Origin of the sequence: Vibrio splendidus, assembly GCF_024347615.1 — a bacterium.
In the GTDB taxonomy this organism is placed as follows: Bacteria; Pseudomonadota; Gammaproteobacteria; order Enterobacterales; family Vibrionaceae; genus Vibrio; species Vibrio splendidus.
The window spans coordinates 680,817-700,935 of the sequence record NZ_AP025509.1; the positions used below are offsets into that span (position 1 = coordinate 680,817).

At 41.7% G+C, this 20,119-nt stretch carries 16 protein-coding genes and 4 tRNA genes; 9 read left to right on the forward strand and 11 right to left on the reverse strand.

From position 1 onward, the window contains the following. Positions 1-73: 73 nt before the first annotated feature. The 7 genes from OCU90_RS20375 to OCU90_RS20405 form a co-directional block, all read right to left on the reverse strand. Positions 74-1,963, reverse strand: coding sequence for a methyl-accepting chemotaxis protein (locus OCU90_RS20375; protein ID WP_457920962.1), 1,890 nt, complete (start codon positions 1,961-1,963; stop codon positions 74-76). Positions 1,964-2,259: 296 nt separating this feature from the next. Continuing rightward, a tRNA-Cys gene (locus OCU90_RS20380) sits at positions 2,260-2,333 on the reverse strand. A 64-nt stretch (positions 2,334-2,397) separates the two neighbouring features. Next, positions 2,398-2,484: transfer RNA gene (locus OCU90_RS20385), tRNA-Leu, on the reverse strand. An 80-nt stretch (positions 2,485-2,564) separates the two neighbouring features. Beyond that, a tRNA-Gly gene (locus OCU90_RS20390) sits at positions 2,565-2,640 on the reverse strand. 50 nt (positions 2,641-2,690) lie between these two features. Next, a tRNA-Cys gene (locus OCU90_RS20395) sits at positions 2,691-2,764 on the reverse strand. Between the two features lie 197 nt (positions 2,765-2,961). Next, on the reverse strand, positions 2,962-4,407 hold the full coding sequence (gene viaA, locus OCU90_RS20400) for an ATPase RavA stimulator ViaA (protein ID WP_061025125.1): 1,446 nt from the start codon (positions 4,405-4,407) through the stop codon (positions 2,962-2,964). Positions 4,408-4,418: 11 nt separating this feature from the next. Next, the gene (locus OCU90_RS20405; RefSeq protein ID WP_061025123.1) at positions 4,419-6,074 is read right to left on the reverse strand and encodes an ATPase RavA domain-containing protein; all 1,656 of its coding nucleotides are present in this window, start codon (positions 6,072-6,074) and stop codon (positions 4,419-4,421) included. 287 nt (positions 6,075-6,361) lie between these two features. On the opposite strand from OCU90_RS20405, the gene OCU90_RS20410 reads away from it, so the two are divergent. From OCU90_RS20410 to OCU90_RS20450, 9 genes are all read left to right on the forward strand, one after another. Next, on the forward strand, positions 6,362-6,877 hold the full coding sequence (locus OCU90_RS20410; RefSeq protein ID WP_029222202.1) for an NUDIX hydrolase: 516 nt from the start codon (positions 6,362-6,364) through the stop codon (positions 6,875-6,877). Positions 6,878-6,916: 39 nt separating this feature from the next. After that, on the forward strand, positions 6,917-7,921 hold the full coding sequence (gene ltaE, locus OCU90_RS20415; RefSeq protein ID WP_017095444.1) for a low-specificity L-threonine aldolase: 1,005 nt from the start codon (positions 6,917-6,919) through the stop codon (positions 7,919-7,921). A 771-nt stretch (positions 7,922-8,692) separates the two neighbouring features. Beyond that, positions 8,693-9,217 carry a hypothetical protein gene (locus OCU90_RS20420; RefSeq protein ID WP_181258338.1) on the forward strand — a complete coding sequence of 175 codons (525 nt, stop codon included), beginning with the start codon at positions 8,693-8,695 and terminating at the stop codon, positions 9,215-9,217. A 77-nt stretch (positions 9,218-9,294) separates the two neighbouring features. Continuing rightward, positions 9,295-9,792, forward strand: coding sequence for a hypothetical protein (locus tag OCU90_RS20425; protein ID WP_004731190.1), 498 nt, complete (start codon positions 9,295-9,297; stop codon positions 9,790-9,792). A 100-nt stretch (positions 9,793-9,892) separates the two neighbouring features. Next, positions 9,893-10,603 (forward strand): fimbrial biogenesis chaperone, encoded by a 711-nt coding sequence (locus tag OCU90_RS20430; protein WP_061025121.1) that lies wholly within the window; start codon positions 9,893-9,895, stop codon positions 10,601-10,603. 2 nt (positions 10,604-10,605) lie between these two features. Continuing rightward, positions 10,606-11,292 (forward strand): fimbrial biogenesis chaperone, encoded by a 687-nt coding sequence (locus OCU90_RS20435; protein WP_061025119.1) that lies wholly within the window; start codon positions 10,606-10,608, stop codon positions 11,290-11,292. Positions 11,293-11,383: 91 nt separating this feature from the next. Beyond that, the gene (locus OCU90_RS20440; protein ID WP_061025189.1) at positions 11,384-13,768 is read left to right on the forward strand and encodes a fimbria/pilus outer membrane usher protein; all 2,385 of its coding nucleotides are present in this window, start codon (positions 11,384-11,386) and stop codon (positions 13,766-13,768) included. After that, a complete protein-coding gene (locus tag OCU90_RS20445) occupies positions 13,758-14,639 on the forward strand; it encodes a hypothetical protein (RefSeq protein WP_061025117.1) in 882 nt (293 codons plus the stop codon). The genes OCU90_RS20440 and OCU90_RS20445 overlap by 11 nt, the downstream gene beginning before the upstream one ends. A gap of 94 nt (positions 14,640-14,733) precedes the next feature. Further along, the gene (locus OCU90_RS20450) at positions 14,734-15,417 is read left to right on the forward strand and encodes a response regulator transcription factor (RefSeq protein WP_004731200.1); all 684 of its coding nucleotides are present in this window, start codon (positions 14,734-14,736) and stop codon (positions 15,415-15,417) included. A 434-nt stretch (positions 15,418-15,851) separates the two neighbouring features. On the opposite strand, the gene pdxY is transcribed toward OCU90_RS20450, so the two are convergent. The 4 genes from pdxY to OCU90_RS20470 form a co-directional block, all read right to left on the reverse strand. Beyond that, positions 15,852-16,709, reverse strand: a complete 858-nt coding sequence (pdxY, locus tag OCU90_RS20455; protein WP_061025115.1) for a pyridoxal kinase PdxY — start codon at positions 16,707-16,709, stop codon at positions 15,852-15,854. Continuing rightward, complete coding sequence (locus OCU90_RS20460; protein ID WP_143700568.1) at positions 16,706-17,266, reverse strand: hypothetical protein; 561 nt, start codon at positions 17,264-17,266, stop codon at positions 16,706-16,708. The genes pdxY and OCU90_RS20460 overlap by 4 nt, the downstream gene beginning before the upstream one ends. A gap of 131 nt (positions 17,267-17,397) precedes the next feature. After that, the gene (locus OCU90_RS20465) at positions 17,398-18,843 is read right to left on the reverse strand and encodes a pyridoxal phosphate-dependent decarboxylase family protein (protein WP_061025111.1); all 1,446 of its coding nucleotides are present in this window, start codon (positions 18,841-18,843) and stop codon (positions 17,398-17,400) included. Positions 18,844-19,035: 192 nt separating this feature from the next. Beyond that, positions 19,036-20,046, reverse strand: a complete 1,011-nt coding sequence (locus OCU90_RS20470) for a helix-turn-helix domain-containing protein (protein ID WP_061025110.1) — start codon at positions 20,044-20,046, stop codon at positions 19,036-19,038. Positions 20,047-20,119: the final 73 nt, after the last annotated feature.

Below are 20,119 nucleotides of genomic sequence, written 5' to 3' on the forward strand. Positions count from 1 at the left end.
CACACGCTTTAACAGCCAGTGCTCTTTCTAGTTTCTAATTGATCTTTGTGCTTAAGCTAATATTAGCCTGAACTTAAAGCTTGAATCGTGACAGCTCTTGTTTCAAGTCACTTGCTAAATGACTTAGCTGATCGGCTTGTGAAACCGCATCGGTCGCATCAACTGCCATTACATCACTTACTTCACGGACAGATTCCGTATTCGCATTGATTTCCGCAGTGACTAAAGACTGTTCTTCAGCAGCTGAGGCAATCTGAGTCGCCATATCACTGATCATCTGAATCGCTTCACGGATTTGAGCCAAACTCTCTCCGGCCATATCCACATCGTGCACGCTTGTTTTCGCCATATCGTGACTTTGTGTCATCACTTTAACCGCACCATTAGTCGCTTGCTGTAGGCGTTTTATCTTGTCTTCGATCTCTTCTGTTGAAGCATGAGTACGTTGAGAAAGCACACGAACCTCATCAGCAACCACAGCAAAACCTCTCCCTTGTTCACCGGCCCTAGCCGCTTCAATAGCCGCATTAAGAGCGAGTAAGTTCGTTTGCTCCGCTATTTCGCGAATCGTCGCCAAGATAGACGCGATTTGCTGACCATGCTCTTCAAGCTCACTGATGATAGACACAGCGCTTGTTAGCTCAGTAGCGAGGTCATTGATCGATGATTGGCTTTTAGCCATCTGTTGGAAGCCTTGCTCGCTCAACTCCACCGAGTGAGTCGCGCTTTTGGCCGTACTCTCAGCATTCGTGGCGATTTCGGCTGTTGCTGTTGCCATTTCTGTCACAGCCGTTGCCACCATCGTGATCTCATCTTGTTGCCTGCTTACACTATCACTGCGCTTCATCGCACTGGTATTAGCATGCTCGGCACCGCTGTTCATCGCGGTAGAAACTTGAGTGACGTTTTGCATCATTTGATGGAGCCGATCAACGAAGACATTAAACTTATCGGCAAGTTGACCCACCTCATCTTGGCTCGACACTTGTAGTCTTTGTGTGAGGTCGCCTTCCCCTTCCGCAATATCAGCTAATGCTTCACTCACTCGACCCAGCTCAACTAATTGACGAGCCACAAACCATGAGGTTGCTGCAGCCATAACGATCAATACAACCAAACCTGTAGTGATTTGGCTAATCAACATATTGAACAGAGGCTGCTCTAGTACGTCTTTATCCATTTCAATCACAAGTAGCCAGTCGGTGCCTTTAATAGGCTCAGCCATGATGACGCGCTCATCACCATCAACTTGTGTAAAAATTGTCGTTAAGTTTTGTGCAGCACTGTTTAATCCAGAAACACTTAATTCAGGTGCTATCTCTTTGACTTGCTTAAGGATGAAATCTTTATTCTTATGAGCAACGACCGTGCCTTGCTTATCAATTAGGATCGCTCGTCCATTACCTGGAACCTGAATGGCTAATACGTCTTCAATCAATTTGTCTAATGCCAAGTTTGATGCCACAACACCAATGATCGATCCATTCTCGGTCACAGGATCGGTCAATGTAACCACTAAGGTTTGCATGGTTACACTCACATACGGCTTGGTTGTTACTGCACGGTTCTCAGCTAAGGTTTGTTTGTACCAACCTCGAACTCTTGGGTCATACCCCGCTTTATTCAATGAAGGATCATGACGGAACATCTCACCTTCTTTGTTACCGTAATAACTCAATCCAAACCCACCAGATACCAAGGTTTGACGTAAATGAGGAACGATATCTATTGAAGGGTTAAGCTGTACTTGTTGTTTAAGCCCATGTACTGCTTGTTTCTTATCGTAAAACCAGTCACTGATGCCCTTTGCATGGGCTTGAAGTGTATTACGACTTTCACTTTCTATAGCTTGCCAGCTGTTTGTTTGAAAAGTCTTATAACCCATGAAAAGAAGAATGGCAGATGTAACAGCAATCGCCAAAACTACAGAGAAAACCATTTTTCTCTTTAGACTAAATTGCATATTTAAGAACCTCTTATAGAATAATTAAAGAAATATAAAGAGGGACACTATCACTCATGCGCATGTTTTAATTAGGGTTATCCCATAAAACAATGAAACAAATTGAGCATTGTGGTTAATTGTGACTTTGATTTATTTAGCGGTTTATCAACAAAGGCTCGACTTAGGATTCCACCAAAACGGCGTTGGGCTTAGCAAATATCAAAGGGAGAAATGAAGAGGTAAGGATGAAGAAACAAGAAGCAAAGCACCAGAAACGAAAAAACCAGCCACGAGGACTGGTTTTTTCTAAATGATGGAGGCGCCTCCCGGAGTCGAACCGAGGTCCACGGATTTGCAATCCGCTGCATAGCCACTCTGCCAAGGCGCCTTCAATAGTGTTTTAAGAGAACAACTCTTTTGAACATTACCAAACAAGATAACAATCAAATAGATGGTGCCCCGGGCCGGACTTGAACCGGCACAGCGCGAACGCCGAGGGATTTTAAATCCCTTGTGTCTACCAATTCCACCACCAGGGCACGCAATTCTTTATTGCGATGCCGATTACTGAAAAGTAAAACACCATCTTAATGTCAAAATGAATCAACATTACAAAATTTGGAGCGATACATCGGGTTCGAACCGATGACCTCAACCTTGGCAAGGTTGCGCTCTACCAACTGAGCTAGTATCGCAATTTCATTCTTCTAATTTCTTACCTTATCAAAACGTAAGAGAAAGAGAATGGAGGCGCCTCCCGGAGTCGAACCGAGGTCCACGGATTTGCAATCCGCTGCATAGCCACTCTGCCAAGGCGCCATTTTTCAACACGTTAGTACCGACTAAACGTTAGCCCCGCTGTGTTCGGGTGCCTACTTTACGGATTGAGTGAAGATAGTCAAACAAAAATGTGAATTTAAATTCTGTTTGCTGACATTTAAATCAAATTGCTGCATGTTCGATCTCTTCAATCAAAAAACACACAGCAAAAACGATTTAAATAAGATGTTCTAGCGCTACCACTTCTTCATGAAGCGGCCAACGAGACTCGGATGATACGACCAACAGTGATCAAACATGGTCATAAGTTGAGGGTTACCATACTTAGAAAGACTAACCGCATGGAAACGGTTTTTGTGCTCTTTCAATTTTTCAACCTGAGCAATCATTTCATCAGATTGCTTAGGGGCAATAAAGTCAGAAAGTACGATCAAATCTGCGTTCTTGTATTTATCACCCGTCATCAGGTCAATCGACTTCATGAGTACAGGTTCTAGATCCGTACCGCCGTGGAATGAATAGCTTAAGAAGTCACTCGCTTCACGCAGGCCATCTTGTCTTGTTAACTCATAGGTAATCTGCTCAGAAGAGAACAGAATCACGTAACAATCTCTCTCTTCCGCAAGCGCGATTTGCATCAAAGCGTAAGCCATTGCTTTGGCTGACTGCTCTGGGAACCCACTCATAGAACCAGAGGCGTCTACACAGACGATGAACGGACCTTTTTCAATATCGACGTTTTTGCTATCGGGCTTTTGCGTTTTTACTTTACGTAACGTGCGTGACTTACCTTGCGAGCGATAGCTAAGTAAACGTTTGTCAGCCAAATGTTTATAAAAGATAACCTCAAGCTCAGGATAAGCTAGGAACATGGTCTCGTTCGGCAGCATTTTGTTCAGGTCATCACTTTCATGAATCCCAACAATATCATCGACCGCCTCATCACTTTTCTCTTCAACCATCTGCAGTTCTTCTACAGGGGCTTTGTGTAAAGAAGGATCATCTTCCTCGCTCGCCATACGACCTAGCTTTTCAGCGATCTCTTGTAGGCCTTTGTGCTTATTCAGGAACTCAGCATGACGCTTCATGATGGTGAGATCAGTTTTGCTTAATTTGGCAGACGCCATGTCCCACAAGCGCCCTACGCTACCCTCATCACCCGACTCCGTCACTTTATCCATGTTTTTCATGGTTTCCATGCGTTGATAAAGATCAGCTAAGACTTTTTCTTTGCTTGTTTCGAGTTCGGTTACTTGAGCTTGTTTAATGGCGTCTGACAGTGATTGGTACCATTGGTCGCAAAAATAGTGTGGAAACATCGCGTTATAAACGCCTTTGTTGTTTTCCATCAAGCGCCTTGCTTGTAGGTAGAACGCCGAGTGCCACTCCAGCTTTTTGATAACACTATCGATCTCGTCAAAGAACTGCGGTTCATCCCAATAGATCACTTCTTGGTAAAGTGCGATTTCCTCTTGGAAGCGGTCAGTTTCACACACTTTAGTGACGCGTTTTTTTACTTTACCGCGCCATTTAACTAAGTGGTTTTTGACTGATGTTTTAACGCCTTTGTTCTCAGCAGCCATCATGACTTGAGAACGAGCGATGAGATCATTCATCGCGGTATCAATAATTCCTGAATCAGCCACCATCAAAGCGAGGTTTAAGCCGTCTGCTCCTAACATATGCTCTCCCCTTACTCGAAGTACTGACTCATGAACTTAATACGTTGTGCGATCTTGCTACTCTTCACTTTTGTCGTTTCGAGATCTTGCGTTACCGCTTGCAAGCTTGATTCCATCGCTTTCGGTAAATCAGGGTCGATATAGTTATGAGGTAGCGCATCATGGAATTCAGTGCGAACTCGTTTTAACTTGAATTCAGCTTCAGTTAACTGCTCTAGGGCTTTCTCAGCACCACTCAACCACTTGTTGTATAATTCTTGGTCTAAACCGTCAGTTGTAACCACACTCACCAGTACAGAACGATTGGCAATATCTTTAATAACTAACTGGTTCGATGCATCTAGGTCGAGCTTTAAGCGGCATAGATTTTTGTTTTCGTTTACGTAACCGTAAATATCGCCATGGCCTTCTTTAAGAACTCGGTCAAAATCATCTTTGGCGACATACACCCAACGGCTATCGCCTTTCTCAGATTCAGACACCGACATGTTGCTTTGCAGCATCACCAGTTTAACTAGGTTGTATGCACTGCCGACGCTGTACATTTTCGCGTTCTTGATATCATTTTGGTAAACGTCTTTACGCAACAAGCCGCTGGTTGACTCCATAGAGAGCGACACAGACAGCGTTGATTCAACATCGTCTTGAATCTCTTCGAGTTCTTCACGGGACATTTCAATTTGAGCTTTCGACTCTTGTTGGTCAAACGCTCGGTTCAATGCAAAGTCTTTTACCACACTACGAACCACATCACGCGATTCTGGGCTATGCCATAAACAGTCTTGCAGTAGCATAATATCCAGCGGATTTACGCTATCACGACCACTGAAGAATGCGCTTGCCTTCAACAGCTTGACCGCTTTCTTCCAGCGTCTATCTGATACATATAGATCAGTTTCAGTACCCGAGCTTTGCTTTTTGACAGTCTCTTCGAGCATGGTTTTCAGTTCAAAGAGCTTGTTGAACGAGTTATCTGTCAATTCCAGGTTATCGAGCTCTTTCTGCCATTGATGGTATTCAATATCAGTAATCGCCAAACCTTTGGGAATCACAGCTTCTTGAGAAGTACCCGTCGTCAGCATTGACTTGAAGTTTTGTTTGTTCTGAATACGGTTTACAAATACGCGAACCAACATACGGTCATAAAGTGCTTCTAAGCCGCTGTCTTCATCTGGAAGTTCGTTGGATGCAGACACTAATAAACGCATCGGTACGCGCTCGATGTCTGCGCCATTTTTGAATGTCTTTTCGTTAACGACCGTAAGCAAAGTATTTAGGATTGCAGGACCTGCTTTCCAGATCTCATCAAGAAATACAACTTGTGCTGTTGGTAGGTAGCCTTCGGTCAGTCTGACATAGCGACCGTTATCTTTTAATTCTTGAATACTTAGTGGGCCAAACACTTCTTCTGGAGTAGAGAAACGGGTCATCAAATATTCGAAATAGCTACTGTTGTCAAAAGCCTGGATGAGGCGTTTAGCGATAAGGCTTTTTGCGATGCCCGGAGGACCTAATAGAAACACACTTTCGCCAGCCAGGGCCGCCAGTAAACAAAGCTTAATCGTGTCTTCTCTTTCATAAACGCCATCAGAGAGAGCATGTGCCAATTTGTTAATTCTTTCAGAGAGTAGCGCCTTGTCAGCATGTGAGGAAATAGAAGGGTTCATGCGTTACTCCGAAAATCTTTGAACAGTTGAGAGTGTAGATACGTTTTTATACATTTGTTAGCACTTTGTTACAAGTATCTTTTATTATTGAGTTGCCTTTATATCAGATGGTTACGCTGCAATTTTCGCGCAATCATAGATTCCAATTATGAGAGTAACATCACGAACGGCGTGAAATTAAATCTATTACTAAGCCTAATTTTTCTTTTATTTTCGACACCATAGACGTTAAGGTGGTACACGTCTTCAGTTATAAGAAAAATTGGCAAGGAATGTGGCCAAACTGCATGAGTAAAGTTATCCATCAATGGAAAAGTATTTCTCTCATCGAAGAGAACGTGACGCTCCCTACGAACGTCGTGGTAAAACATACAACAATACACCACCCTGGCGCGGCCGTTATTCTTCCTATCACTTCGTCAGGAAAAATCATCCTCATTAATCAGTTTCGTCCTTCTCTTAAGAAATGGCTTTTGGAGCTACCTGCAGGCACGATGGAAATTGATGAGACACCTCTTCAATGTGCCCAGCGCGAACTGGAAGAAGAAACCGGTTACAGTGCAACTTCTTTTCAGAGCTTAGGACAAGTCACACCTTTGGCTGGATTCTGTGATGAGATTCAGCATTTATTTGTCGCAAAACATCTTAGCCTCACTACCCGATTTGAATGCGACGAAGATGAAGTGATAGAAGTGATAGAGCTGAGCTTAGAAGAGCTGCACAACAAAATACGACACGATCAAATCACCGATACAAAAACTATCGCTTGTTTAAGCAAAGCCCAACTATGCGGCTATCTATAGCCAATTATATGACTACCTAAAGTACTCTAGGAGAGAAACATGGACTTTCGTTCTGATACCGTAACTAAACCTTCGCAAGCTATGCGTGACGTAATGGCAAATGCAGAAGTGGGCGATGATGTTTATGGCGATGACCCAACCGTAAACGAATTGGAACAGTGGGCTGCCAATGAAACCGGCTTTGAAGCAGCGATGTTCACTTCTTCAGGTACACAAGCCAACCTACTTGGTTTAATGGCACACTGTGAGCGTGGTGACGAATACCTTTGTGGCCAACAAGCGCATAACTATAAGTATGAAGCCGGCGGTGCTGCAGTGCTCGGCTCGATTCAACCTCAACCCATTGAGAACAACCCAGACGGCACACTTGACTTTAAAAAGCTTGCTGCTGCAATTAAACCAGACGACAGCCATTTCGCTCGCACCAAGCTTCTAAGCTTAGAAAACACGATTAATGGTAAAGTACTGCCAATGTCGTACTTGGCAGAAGCTCGTGAGTTCGTAAATCAACACGGCCTGCAAATGCACCTAGATGGCGCGCGTGTTTATAATGCAGCAGCGGCGCTGGATGTACACATCAAAGAGATCGCACAACACTTCGACTCTATGACAATTTGCTTATCAAAAGGTTTAGGCGCTCCAATCGGCTCACTACTTCTTGGAAACAAAGCGTACATCGCTAAAGCTCGTCGACTGCGTAAAATGGTCGGTGGCGGTATGCGTCAAGCAGGCATTCTTGCCGCCGCAGGTAAAATGGCGCTGACTGAAAACGTTGCTCAACTCAAAACTGACCACGAGAACGCGAAAAACCTAGCGATTGGCCTAAGTAAACTAGAAGGCTTCTCTGTTAATCCTGATTTCATTCAAACGAACATCGTGTTCGCTAAGTTAGATGAGTCTGTGGATATTAACCGCATCACACGAGAGTTAGGTGAACAAGGCATTACTATGTCGCCTGGTAATCCAGTACGTTTTGTTACCCATAGAGATATCAGTTCAGAAGACATCGTTACTTTCCTAACAAAGCTAGAGAATGCGCTTTAACTCTTGACGAGATTAGCCTCTATAGCAATTGAGATTTGAGCTTCCCCTGTGGGAAGCTTTATTCTTTCAGCAAAATCATTAACCAATTCCACAGCCCAAATAGCCTTCGACACCTGCTAGTTTTCTAATAAACACACTTGATTGACTGGAACAGAACGCAATCTCGTTTTGGCCTATGAGAATACCCTATGAGAATTATTCTAACATTTAAACATTAAATTATTGTTTAAGTTTAATTTATATTAATGGCTTATCAGCACTGTATTGTCACTAAAGGTAAATGACTTAGTCATAATAGCTTAAAGTGTTTAATCATCACGCACACGGTAATTAAAAATAGAACACATCAATCCTAATAGATTCTTGTAAAGAACTAATTTCAATAAAGAAATAGTAGATAGTCGCTGTCCATTATTACAATTTAGAATCGCTACAATCAACTTATAAATTAAATAATAAAATTAGTGTTTTCGTTAATAATGCTGTCACATTCATGATGACAGTAACCCATCAAAAAACCCAAAACGTCCGTGTAGACCATAGTCCTATTTTAATCAATTAAATAATAAACCTCCGTTAATACTAGCATAGAGTAAAACCAACCTATCTAATTGAATATTAAATTATTCTCTAATAATTTCGCTTCTACCTCTCTGCTTAAAATCATACTAAAACTCATACTTCTCCTAAATAATAAACTTTTTTTACTACTTCACCATTTTTTAAAGCACTTATAGTTTTGAAAGTTAAGCAACAAGTTACATTCAATCAGTGAGAGGTGGAATTATGGTTAGAGTATTTCGGATTCTTCATAACTTCATCGTCTCCGTGTTAATTTTTAGTCTGTCACTTTCATTCTATGCTAGAGCTAACAACTTAACGTTAGGAATTAGTGGTCAGATCAAAGATCGATGCGAAATAAACTTTTTCTCTGGCAATATTATGAATTTTACGGAACACCGTGATGTGCAATCGCTGCCTTTTAATATGTATTGTAACCGTCCGTTGGGTATAACGATCAACTCAAAATATGGAGGCTTAAAATATCAACACCAAGGGGTTGATATTATTGAGAGTTACAATTTGTCATTACAAATAGACGAAATTCGTCTTTACGAAAGTAGGCACAGCAGCCAACTTACTTCACCGGTAATGATAAACAGTTCTGGTGTTATTCCTTTCGCTCAACATGGGAGCCTTAGGGTAGCACTCGAAAATAGCTTGCGTTTCGCAGGTTATTATCAAGACGTTATTGAGATCGAAGTTTACCCTTCGATTCATAGCGTGACAAAGTGAAAACTCTGCAATGTATCTGCAGAACAACAAACGCTCAGCAGTATTCGAGCCAATCATTTAAGATAAAGGAATTTCTAATGAAAAAGCTAACACTCTACGCAGCAACAGTCACTGCTATTTTTGGTGCTCAAGTCCAAGCCGCTCCTGGTGATGTCCAGTTAGTTGGTTTTGTTTCACCTGTATGTGAAGTTACTGGTCTTTCAACGCAACTGATGGACTTCGGTAACGTCTCTCAAATTCAAAACCTTTCTGTTAGTGGTCTTAACATGAAGTGTAATGACGTCGATGGTGCAACTGTGACACTGACAAGTGCTGAAGGTGGTCTAGAGTCAGACGATAGCGAAGACTACGCTCTTACCTACGATGCAACATTTAATCCTTCAGGTTTAGCTGCTTTCACGCTTAATGCACCAGGGGGCCCAGGTCTAAATGACGTTTCAGTCAGTAATTCTTATGGCGGTTCTGGAGCATTAGCGACAGGTGTTGCCGCATCTATTGATATTGTGACGACAGAAACCTCCCCATGGGCAGGTGGCTACTCAGATACATTAACCGTAAATATCACCTCAAATTAGAGGTTAATAAGTCGGGGGCTAGTATTTGGCCTCCGACTTAATCTCATCTCAATATCAATATCAATATCAACGACATAAGTTTAATTTGGAGCTCTTCGCTATGTATAAATGGATCGTTCTTTTCCTATTGTCATTCACTTGTCTGTCCGCTCATGCGTTCAAAGTCGAACCGATGTCTATGGAAATGACACCGCTTGGCAAAAGAGCTCAAATGACCATGAGGGTTGAAAATTCTTCAACCGAACCGCTCACGGTTGAATTGTCTCCAGTATTTATGACCATGAACGAATATGGAAAAGAGACCACGACGCCTGCAGATGACGAGCTATTAGTGATACCGGTGACCGCAATAATAGAACCTGGACGATCACAATCCATTATGGTGCGGTATTTAGGCGATCCTTCCATCACAGAATCTAAAGCGTATCGCATTGCTGTTAAGCAAGTAAAAGTTCAAAGAGCGAGCAGTAATCAAGGGCAAGTAAGTCTTTTACTTCAGTTTAATACGCTTATCAACGTGCGACCTCAGAACACAGCTTCCCAGCTAGAAATTAAAAGCATCGAGCAAAATGACAAAAAGAACAAATGGGTTCTTGAAGTACTTAACAGTGGTAATAGTTATGGTCGATTAACCAATACAACATGGAAGATATCTGATGGTAAAAATTCAACCTATTTAAAAGGCGTAGAAATCGCTAAACGTATTCCGGGTACTTTGGTTCTTCCCTACTCCACTCGCTTTTTCGAAATGCAGCCTCTTAAAAATTATAACGTGAACACCCTGTCGATTGAAATAGAGCAGGATCAATAGCAATGAGACGTTATATCTTGGGTGGGCTCATTTATTGGCTTCTGTGTGCACATACGTTTGGCTTAACATTGTTTCCAACCGTCATTGAGCTCAATACAGATCACCGGGCAACATCGCAACTGGTTGTCACTAACAATTCAACACAAGCTCTCCCACTAGAAGCTAACGTTCGTCGTTTGAACTTCTTATCTGATGGCACGTTCCAAACATCAGATCTATCGAGTGAAGAGATGTTTGTGTTTCCACCAGCTGCGATGTTGGCACCCGGTGCACGCCAAGTATTCCGTATACAGTGGTTGGGAAACCGATCACTCGAAACCTCCCAGAGTTACTTCGTTCGCTTCAGTACCGTGAATATTGGCCAGAACAACGCGAGAATAGATAAACCCATCGGCTTAACAACCGGTATCAATTTACAAGTTCACTATAATGCGTTGCTGCACATTCACTCATCCTCTTTAGAGCCTGACGTGAAATTACACATAGATGAACAAGGCAAACTAACACTCACTAATTCTGGGTCACGATTTACCTATACATCGTTACTTAATTTTTCGGGGCTCGAATCTCAGAGCCAAAAAGTACATGAGGCTTTAGGTGAGCAGTTTATTCCACCACGCTCCATTATTACTTTGCCTTCTTCTTTAAATTATTTACCAGTGGGCACTTACCATGGGCATGAAGACTGAAACCTATCACAACATATGGCAAGTTTTGTATGTCTTGGTATTAGTACTTTTTTATTGTGCTGCCTTAAGCCCTGCTGCTTGGGGTCAAGAAATGGTCTTGAACCCCACTGGACGAGATATTCAACTTACCTCTTTGTTAAGGATAAGTGACACCATACTTGGCGAAGCGGACATTATCATTACCGCAAACAATGAAATCTTGTTACCGAAGGAAAGTACGCTTTCTCTCCTTTCGTCCGTCGTAACTCAAGAAGGTATTGGGAAACTAACTGACACAACAGACGATAATATGCTGTCTCAGCACCATTTTGAGAGCGTAGGACTGGGCCTTAGTTTCGATTTCTCTTCATTAGAATGCATCGTGACGGTACCGCCTGAATTTAGCTTAACCCAGCAATTGTCTATGAACGGTGCAGATGATTTTTATAACTATGCCGAGCCAAGTTTGCTTAGTGGATACGTTAACTTTGCCCTTTCGGCTAATGAGAGCCAATATGTCGATCAGAATTCGTCAAGGCAGGACCTCTATCGCAGTCAGTTTGACTCAGCACTTAACATTGGTTTTCTAAACTTTGAATATGAATCCTATTTAGAAAACAGTTCATCACAAGATTCGCGATACGTAAGAGAAGGATCTCGTCTTAATATTGACTTTGCAGAACAAGGCACACGACTTGTACTCGGCGATATGTACAACAGTGGTCAATCTTTTCAGGACAGCACCGACATACTTGGTATTGGCTTAACTCGAGATTTCACACTCATTCCAACCAGAAATGCACGACCACGGGCCAATCAATCATTCACACTTCAAAGAGCTTCAAATGTCGATGTCTATATAGATGGGATTGCAGTCCAGCGATTAACGCTAGGCGCCGGTAGCTATAACCTTAGTGACATACCTCTAGCGCAAGGTAGCAATGATATTGTACTCGTCATCACCGACCGCTCCGGGAATGAAGAACGCATCGAGTTCTCTGTTGCGACCGGGAACGACTTGCTCAATAGCGGTGAGTTTGAATATAGCGTCATGTATGGAGCACCTTCTGAATTACAAAATGGACAACTAGAATACCTAACCAACGAGCGTATTTTCCATGGTTATGTCGATGTGGGTATTAATCCTTGGTTAACGTTAGGTACCAACTTCCAAACCCGTGAAGATCTTTACCAATATGGTGCTACCGCGTTATTCGCTTCTACATGGGGCGTCACTGAACTCAATGCTTCGCGTAGCGAACACCCTACATTTGGAACTGGCGACGCTTACAAATTTGCGTTCGATGCGGAATTTTCCAATACGAATACGCTGTCCCCACAACTGAGTGTGAGCTATGAATATCTGACCAACAATTTTGCTGGGGTCTCAGGGTTTGATGCTTCCGATATCGATATCAACTTAACCACCCATTATGTATCTGCATTCAGCTCTATTTACCTTGGTCAGTCTTTACGCGCGGCCATGACCCTCAATTATCGCTCGGGAGTAGACAAAGAAAACGATTATTGGCTGATAAGCCCGAGTTTATCGGACGGACTGTTTGATACCCCCGCCACCTGGAGTGCCCGCGTTAACTATCGGCATAACGCAACCGAAGACGATGATATCAGCACTACTGTCACCATAAGTTGGCCTCTTAGTCGACAAACTCGTGTAGTCGGTCGTTACACCACAGAGCTTAATGAAGCCGCCTTAGATTACAGCTATCAGAATAATATTGGTAACACCGGGGGGATGTCGGCGTTTGCGAGTGTCATTACTAACGAAGAAACGGATGCCGATATGGATGCTGGGATTAACTACACGGCTAACCGTTATGAATTAAACGCGACCCACGCTTCGCGGCTTGAAGACATTAGTGGTGAAACACGAAATCACAGTACTGATGTGACGATAAGTAGTGCCCTTGCTTTTGCAGGTTCATCTGTGACGATCGGCAGACCGGTGCGCGAAGCATTTGCTATTGTTAGCAAGCACGAAAGCCTCGCAAAAAATGATGTGGCTGTCGACCCAACAAGAGATGGTGAGTACGCACGCGTTTACCTTAAAGGAGATGCAAGTGCCATGGTTCCTGACCTTGTTGCTTATAATGGCCAAGTAGTCGGTTACGAGGTCGATAACTTGCCACCAGGGTATGACTTAGGCGATGGTGCTTTTTGGATTAAGCCTGGTTATAAACGGGGATTCCAGCTACAGATCGGATCTGATGCTGTATTAACTGTTATTGGCAAGCTATTCGATCGTCAAAGTAACAACCCTATTTCACTTGTCGCTGGTGTAGCACATTACCTTGGTGAAGCAAAACAGTTGCCGATTGACTTCTTTACCAATCGTAACGGCATATTCGCAATCTCTGGATTAAAGCCGGGGAAATATCAATTGGTACTCGACACCAAAGAACAAGAATCAGTCATCATTACCCTCAGTGAACGCAGTGACAACTTGATAAGACTAGGAGATGTTTATGTGGAATAAACAAGTTCTTTGGGGATCCTTGTTCCTCATCGCCATAAACCATGTACCTTCGGCATTGGCGTGTGAAGCCAGTGCCTTGGCGATTCAACCCGTCTCATCGAAATCACAATATGATGTTTTCAGCGCAGGAACGTTCGCAACAATAAACACTTACCGTATAGATGCGATCATAATAGGTGAACCCTGCAAATTAGACTTAATTTTACAACTTAACGATACCAGTCGATCGTTAAAAGGGGTAAACCAAGCAAAACTCGACTTTGAATGGAGTGGGCAGATTGGTATATCAGTGGCTAATCAATGGCACTTATCATTAACCGAAAACCAACCTTCGGCAACGATACAAATGCGTTTCCCAAGTAAACAATGGTTAGCGTCAGGAACCTATCGAGGCTTATTGGAAGTCTCGCCTTCTTATACCTCAGATAGTAAACAAATAGAAATTAGCCCTAGTTCACTCCCGGTATCTGTTAACGTTCCGCCTGCTGCAAAAATTCATTTTTATGGATTGACCCAACAACATTATGACCTTGATCTAGGGACTTTATATTCCAACAAGGTTATTCGTTCCGCACCTAACCTATGGGTTCAAAGCAATACAGCTTATACCATCGTATTGGAATCATCCCATCAAGGAATGCTACGTCATGAATCTAATGAGGCAAAATGGGACATTCCATACCAACTTTCCCTCGAAAACGACAGAGTAAACCTTGAACAACTTGACGCAAGAATTCAACGTCTTTCCGCTACGATTGGTCAGCCTATTCCTTTGAGTTTTGTCATCGGTGAGACAGAGAACAAACCAGGAGGACAATATGACGATACATTACAAATTTCTATCGAACCCCAACTTTCACAACAACCATAACTATGTAATTATATAAAAAGTGAGATATGCAACTCAATTATATAAAATCTATCATCATACAATCAAACGTGATTTTTCAGTTTCGGAGTAAATTATGTATGAAAATAAAAATAATTTAAAGCACATACTCCTGGTAGGTGACAACGGTATTAACAACCAGTTTATTCAACGAGAAATTGGGAAATACAGTGATTTTTCTTTTAGCAGAGAATGTATTTTAAGCATTGAGCGCTCTCGTAATCATAAAACGTTCGATGTCGTTCTCATTAGCTACTTACTCTTGGAAAATATCGAAGATATCAACATCATCTTATCAAAAATAGAGTCCAGTAAATGGGTAGTCTATGACGTTCCCTCAGATATTACCGGACAGAGTATTACCGTAATGCAGCTATTCAACCTGTTTAATATAAAAGGGATGATTTATCAAGATGCTCCTATTGAACACCTTACACGTTGTTTAAAAACAGTATGTGATGACGATCTATGGCTACCTAGGAAGTTAATGTCACATATTTTATCCAATGCGTGCTCTTATACTTTCAAGTCTCAGGTAATACTGTCTAACCTGACGAAAAGAGAGGCTCAGATATTTAAACGAGTTGTCAGAGGAGATTCAAATCTAGAGATATCAAGCGAACTATTTATTTCAGAAAGTACGGTAAAAACGCACGTATACAACATATACAAAAAAATAAATGTCACTAATAGAAAAGAAGCGATAAGAAAAGCACATTTTATCAATAGTTTAGAGACTATTATACAACCAGACATATAGTTGAAATTATGAACATAAATACAAAAATGCAGATTGCAGTTCTTTTTCAAACAGACGTATTAAAATTAAGCCCTTGAAAATTAGAACCTAAACTTTCAGCCTTCCTGGTTTATCATCAAAGAAACAGACAAAATCACTCACACTAGGAAGTTAACAACCAATTCAAGTTATACACCAACTTGCATTCATTCAACAACAAGCTAGCAAATTACGTCTTTATTTCCTTATAGCATCTTGAATGTTACGAGCCGTAAACAGCTGGCCTACTGTTATTAAAGCAATCGATATTGCTGCTGAGTTAGAAAAACTGCACAATTTTTCCAACTCAACTGTCCATCACTAAGCCACGCAGAGAGTCATAGTCATCTTACAGAGGCAACCCGATAAACAGAAATCACAGAGACATGTAGTGCCAACTATTCCAGTAACCCAGCTTAAGCAAGCTTAATCATTTCGAAATATTGGGTAGGCTTAACAATTTCATCTTGCGCTGAAACCGTTCTGAGTTCCCAACTCCCGTCGTTGTAGGTCTGTTTAAGCACACCATAACAGGCGGCGTTACAATGTTGGAAAGCTTCTCGTATAGATAAGCCGTTTACGATCAAAGCGGTGAAGATCCCCGAAATCAAATCTCCAACACCGACGGGCTGGCGTTCAAAATCGAAGTAAGGACGTTGAACGAGAAACACACCTTCACCACTCGCCAATATCATCGTAAAGTGCTCTTTTGAAATAACATGGAGATGCTTAACAAACACAACTTTAGGACCTAGCTCTAAAGCTTTTTGACAAGCATTAATGGCATCTTCTTTTGTTTTAATATCAACCCCAGTAAACTGAGTTAATTCAAATTGATTCGGCACGATAACGTCAGCAATTGGCATGATGTCGTCAATCAATCGTTGAGTAACACCAGCAGGGAGAATACAGCCTTTATCTACGTCGCCCATCACAGGGTCACAAACATATAAAACCGAAGGGTTGGTTTGTCTTACTCGATTTACTGCAGCAATAATCGAATCGCATTGACTCTCACTGCCTAGATAGCCAGTTAAAACAGCATCACACTCAGGTAGTTTTCCGATCGCATCAAGACCATCCATCAACGTGTCGATATCGCTTGGTGGAAATACGCTACCACTCCACCCTTCTGGATACTGAGTATGGTTAGAAAATTGTACTGTATGTATCGGCCAGACCTCACATCCTAAACGTTGCATTGGGAAGACAGCAGAACTGTTTCCAGCATGACCGTAAACAACATGAGATTGAGCCGATATTATATTTTTCATATTACATTTATGCTCTTTATAGGAAGGCTTGACACTAAGTTATCACAAGAGACTAACCTACCGATTTTTAAGTTAGCTCTTCTTTTTGGTAGTTCATAATAATCAAAGCAATAGTTTTTCATTTTATCAACATCGGATAACAATAATTCATTTAATTTAGTAACATAAGTAGGATGAGATTTATATAAACCACTTATATCCTGCCTATATTTTACTATATTATAGCCACTCACCTTTAGAGCAATTTTTCTCTCTTTATTACGATTGATTAGATCAAAATCACAATTGCTACAACGCGACATTTGCGCGAGTATCACTTCACCCTGACCTTGAGAAAAAACTTTGACTTCAGTATGATTTGTACTTAGTACGCTATCGTTCTCATTATTAACTTTTCTATAATCAAAATCACCAAGGTATTGAAAGCTCCCATCGACTTCAAATAACCTATGCGTCCCATCCATTGAGATAATATGCTCATCAGCGATTAATGAGTGTGCACATCCGCCTATTAGAAATATAAATATGATGCTCGTTATAAATTTTAACTTCATCATAACTCCTATTTTTTGTGTAATTTCGAATCAACCTGCGATAAATAGCAACATCGTACGCTTATTTATTCGATAGTGACAAGTCAACAAACCCCAACGTATCGTTGGGGTTTACATTTACTCAAAGGATTAAGCTACAACGTTTTATGATCCATCAGTTCTTTCTCCGTCAGGTATGCTTCAACGATCTTTTCAGCAGAAAGATCGATGTCTTCGGTCGAAGTATGACAACTCAGAACAGAGAACAGCATCGTCTTCAAGCCTTTGTAACCCGAAGTTGATGGATATAGTGTTCCTTCTTCCTGTAAACGATGAACAACTCGATCCGTGAGTTCATTGCGGTAGATATCATCACCTTCACCAAATTGTGCTGAAAAACGATTGGACACAACATCGTTCAGAATTGTGATACCTTCTACTGCGGAAAGTTTTTTCGCCATACGTTGTGCTAGTTCAGTACAACGATCAATGTGCTCAACAATCCCTTCTTTACCTAATGATTTGAACGCTGCATACACAGGAACGCCACGTGCTCTTCTTGATGCAGAAATACCAAAATTAATCGCATTTCGATCTGGTTTTTCCATTGCATCATTAAGGTAGTCACCCATGTTACTACCGCCCATCGCTTTAGATAATGCAGCTGCATCTTTTACGATGATCATTCCACTGTCATACGGCATGTTGAACCATTTATGCCCGTCAGTATCAATAGAGTCTGCACGTTCAATACCTGCTAATAAATGCTTTTGTTTATCACTTGCGGCGGCCCATAAACCAATTGCACCATCTACGTGAAGCCACGCGTTGCCATGATTCTCGACAGCATCAGCCAATTCATTAAATGGGTCGAAAGCACCGGAATCAATACAACCAGCTTGAGCGCAAACAAGCGTTGGGCCTTCTAAGCCTGAAATAATTTCTTTTAGGTTATCTGGGATAATGCGTAAGTTATCGTCAGTTGGTACTTTGACAATCGTTTCAAGACCAATGCCAATCATGGATAGCGCGCGCTTGATCGTTGAATGAATTTGATCACTGACAACAACGTTAATACGAGGAGCTCCAAACAAGCCTTTTGTCACCACATCCCAACCAGCGCGTTCAAGCAGTGTATTGCGGGCTGTAATCAAACCGGTGTAAATCGCTTCTTGAGCACCAGAAGTAAAACCTACTGCCGTACCTTGATTTAAACCTAGTAGTTCAACCATCCACTCTGCCGCTGTTTCTTCAACAACAGACATAGAAGGGCTAGAAACGTAATAAGGAACATTTTGGTCCCAAGCACTCACGAGCCAATCGGCTGCTAGTGAAGCAGGAAAAGAGCTGCCAATCGCGTACCCAAAGAAACGTGCACCACCAGACGCCATTAAACCAGCATCGACATTCTTTACCATGTCATTAATCACTTGTGATGGGTCTGTTGGTCGCAATGGTAAATCCCCGCCGATAGCTTCACGTAACGCCTGTGAGGTTGTACCTTTGTCTACTGGTCTATCTGCTAAAGATTCTAGGTAAGAAACTGCATGTTTGAGAGAGCTTTCAAGTGGTAAGCGATATTCATTAAAACGATGTGACATGATGATTCCTCTATTTGTTGTCTACCCAATAATGTTATTGGATTAGAGCTTTGAGGAATTGTCATATCGCGCCACGTGAATGCGATTTACTAAAGTTCTTATGGCTAGAAAAAGAAAGAAAGCAAAGTGTCACTTCTAAAAACAAGATATCGAGTTTTGAATCAAACATAACGCTTCCCCATAAACACAAACCTATAAACACTGATGTCTACCGCGGAACTGTGAAGGAGTAAGCCTTGTTTTGCGTTTAAAGAAACGAGTGAAGTTAGCAGACTCACCGTAGCCGATATTGGTCGCTATTGACGTTATTGAGTCGTCCGAGTACTTCAGTCGAACCTGAGCCTCATTTAAAATAAGATCATCTAACACTTCACGATAAGTTACACTTGCGCCGAATAAGCGCCTCTGGATAGTCCTAGGACTCATTCCCAGTATGTTCGCAGCTGTCGATATAGGTAGCTTTCCCATCGACAAATATGGTTGCATGGCATGTTTGAATGAGCACAAAAAATCACTAGGTATGCCTTCTCGATCTATGACCTCTCTTCCTGAATTTTTTATTAAGTTAACTTTCTGATTCAAAAGTTCGTTATTTAGGCGAATACCTGTGACTGAACGGAGTGTGAAAAACTGAACATGTGCTAACTTTGAACATTCAAAAAAGCACTCCGTATGTGGGCTAACAATTGTCACATACTTTTCTGTGCTGTTTTTTTTTGTCAAAGCTGTTATCAACTCATCCAGAAAAATGATCGAGAAAATTTCCGCATACTTAAACCAGTCTTGTGTCGCGCCCTCTTTTTCACGAACTAACCAGTAACAATCATTATGGAGCTTTAACGATATTCTAACTCCACTTGAGTAATATCGAATGATTTCACAGAATTCTTCTAGCGCTTCTTTTACAGTGCCCTCCCTTGCTTTAACCAACTGAGCAATCACGCCAGGTATATAGGTGTTCTTACACATTAACCAAACACGAGTCACAAATGTGTCCAACGAAACACTTTGACCAAAAGTTCTGATTATGTTGAGTAAAACAGTCTCAGGTATAAACGGGAAGTCACACGTTTGTATGTCAACAGGTGCTTTAACACCAGTGATCAAAGAATAAACATTAATATCTATTTCACTAAAGAGTTCAGCCAGATCATGAACACAATCTGTGCGAACAAGTGGTACTCCTCTATTCGGTAACGCCATACGTTGGAACCTTCTTTATCATTAGATATTTCTCGTTTGATATGTTGACAGTCGTGCCTAAGAATTAGAAAAC

What these genes read in the sequence shown, in the direction of transcription:
- OCU90_RS20450 (WP_004731200.1), top strand. Translation starts at nt 14,734, where the DNA reads ATGTATGAAAATAAAAATAATTTAAAGCACATACTCCTGGTAGGTGAC.
- OCU90_RS20470 (WP_061025110.1), bottom strand. Translation starts at nt 20,046, where the DNA reads ATGGCGTTACCGAATAGAGGAGTACCACTTGTTCGCACAGATTGTGTT.
- OCU90_RS20425 (WP_004731190.1), top strand. Translation starts at nt 9,295, where the DNA reads ATGAAAAAGCTAACACTCTACGCAGCAACAGTCACTGCTATTTTTGGT.
- OCU90_RS20435 (WP_061025119.1), top strand. Translation starts at nt 10,606, where the DNA reads ATGAGACGTTATATCTTGGGTGGGCTCATTTATTGGCTTCTGTGTGCA.
- OCU90_RS20430 (WP_061025121.1), top strand. Translation starts at nt 9,893, where the DNA reads ATGTATAAATGGATCGTTCTTTTCCTATTGTCATTCACTTGTCTGTCC.
- OCU90_RS20440 (WP_061025189.1), top strand. Translation starts at nt 11,384, where the DNA reads ATGGTCTTGAACCCCACTGGACGAGATATTCAACTTACCTCTTTGTTA.
- OCU90_RS20465 (WP_061025111.1), bottom strand. Translation starts at nt 18,843, where the DNA reads ATGTCACATCGTTTTAATGAATATCGCTTACCACTTGAAAGCTCTCTC.
- ltaE (WP_017095444.1), top strand. Translation starts at nt 6,917, where the DNA reads ATGGACTTTCGTTCTGATACCGTAACTAAACCTTCGCAAGCTATGCGT.
- viaA (WP_061025125.1), bottom strand. Translation starts at nt 4,407, where the DNA reads ATGTTAGGAGCAGACGGCTTAAACCTCGCTTTGATGGTGGCTGATTCA.
- OCU90_RS20405 (WP_061025123.1), bottom strand. Translation starts at nt 6,074, where the DNA reads ATGAACCCTTCTATTTCCTCACATGCTGACAAGGCGCTACTCTCTGAA.
- OCU90_RS20445 (WP_061025117.1), top strand. Translation starts at nt 13,758, where the DNA reads ATGTGGAATAAACAAGTTCTTTGGGGATCCTTGTTCCTCATCGCCATA.
- OCU90_RS20375 (WP_457920962.1), bottom strand. Translation starts at nt 1,963, where the DNA reads ATGCAATTTAGTCTAAAGAGAAAAATGGTTTTCTCTGTAGTTTTGGCG.
- pdxY (WP_061025115.1), bottom strand. Translation starts at nt 16,709, where the DNA reads ATGAAAAATATAATATCGGCTCAATCTCATGTTGTTTACGGTCATGCT.
- OCU90_RS20410 (WP_029222202.1), top strand. Translation starts at nt 6,362, where the DNA reads ATGAGTAAAGTTATCCATCAATGGAAAAGTATTTCTCTCATCGAAGAG.
- OCU90_RS20460 (WP_143700568.1), bottom strand. Translation starts at nt 17,266, where the DNA reads ATGATGAAGTTAAAATTTATAACGAGCATCATATTTATATTTCTAATA.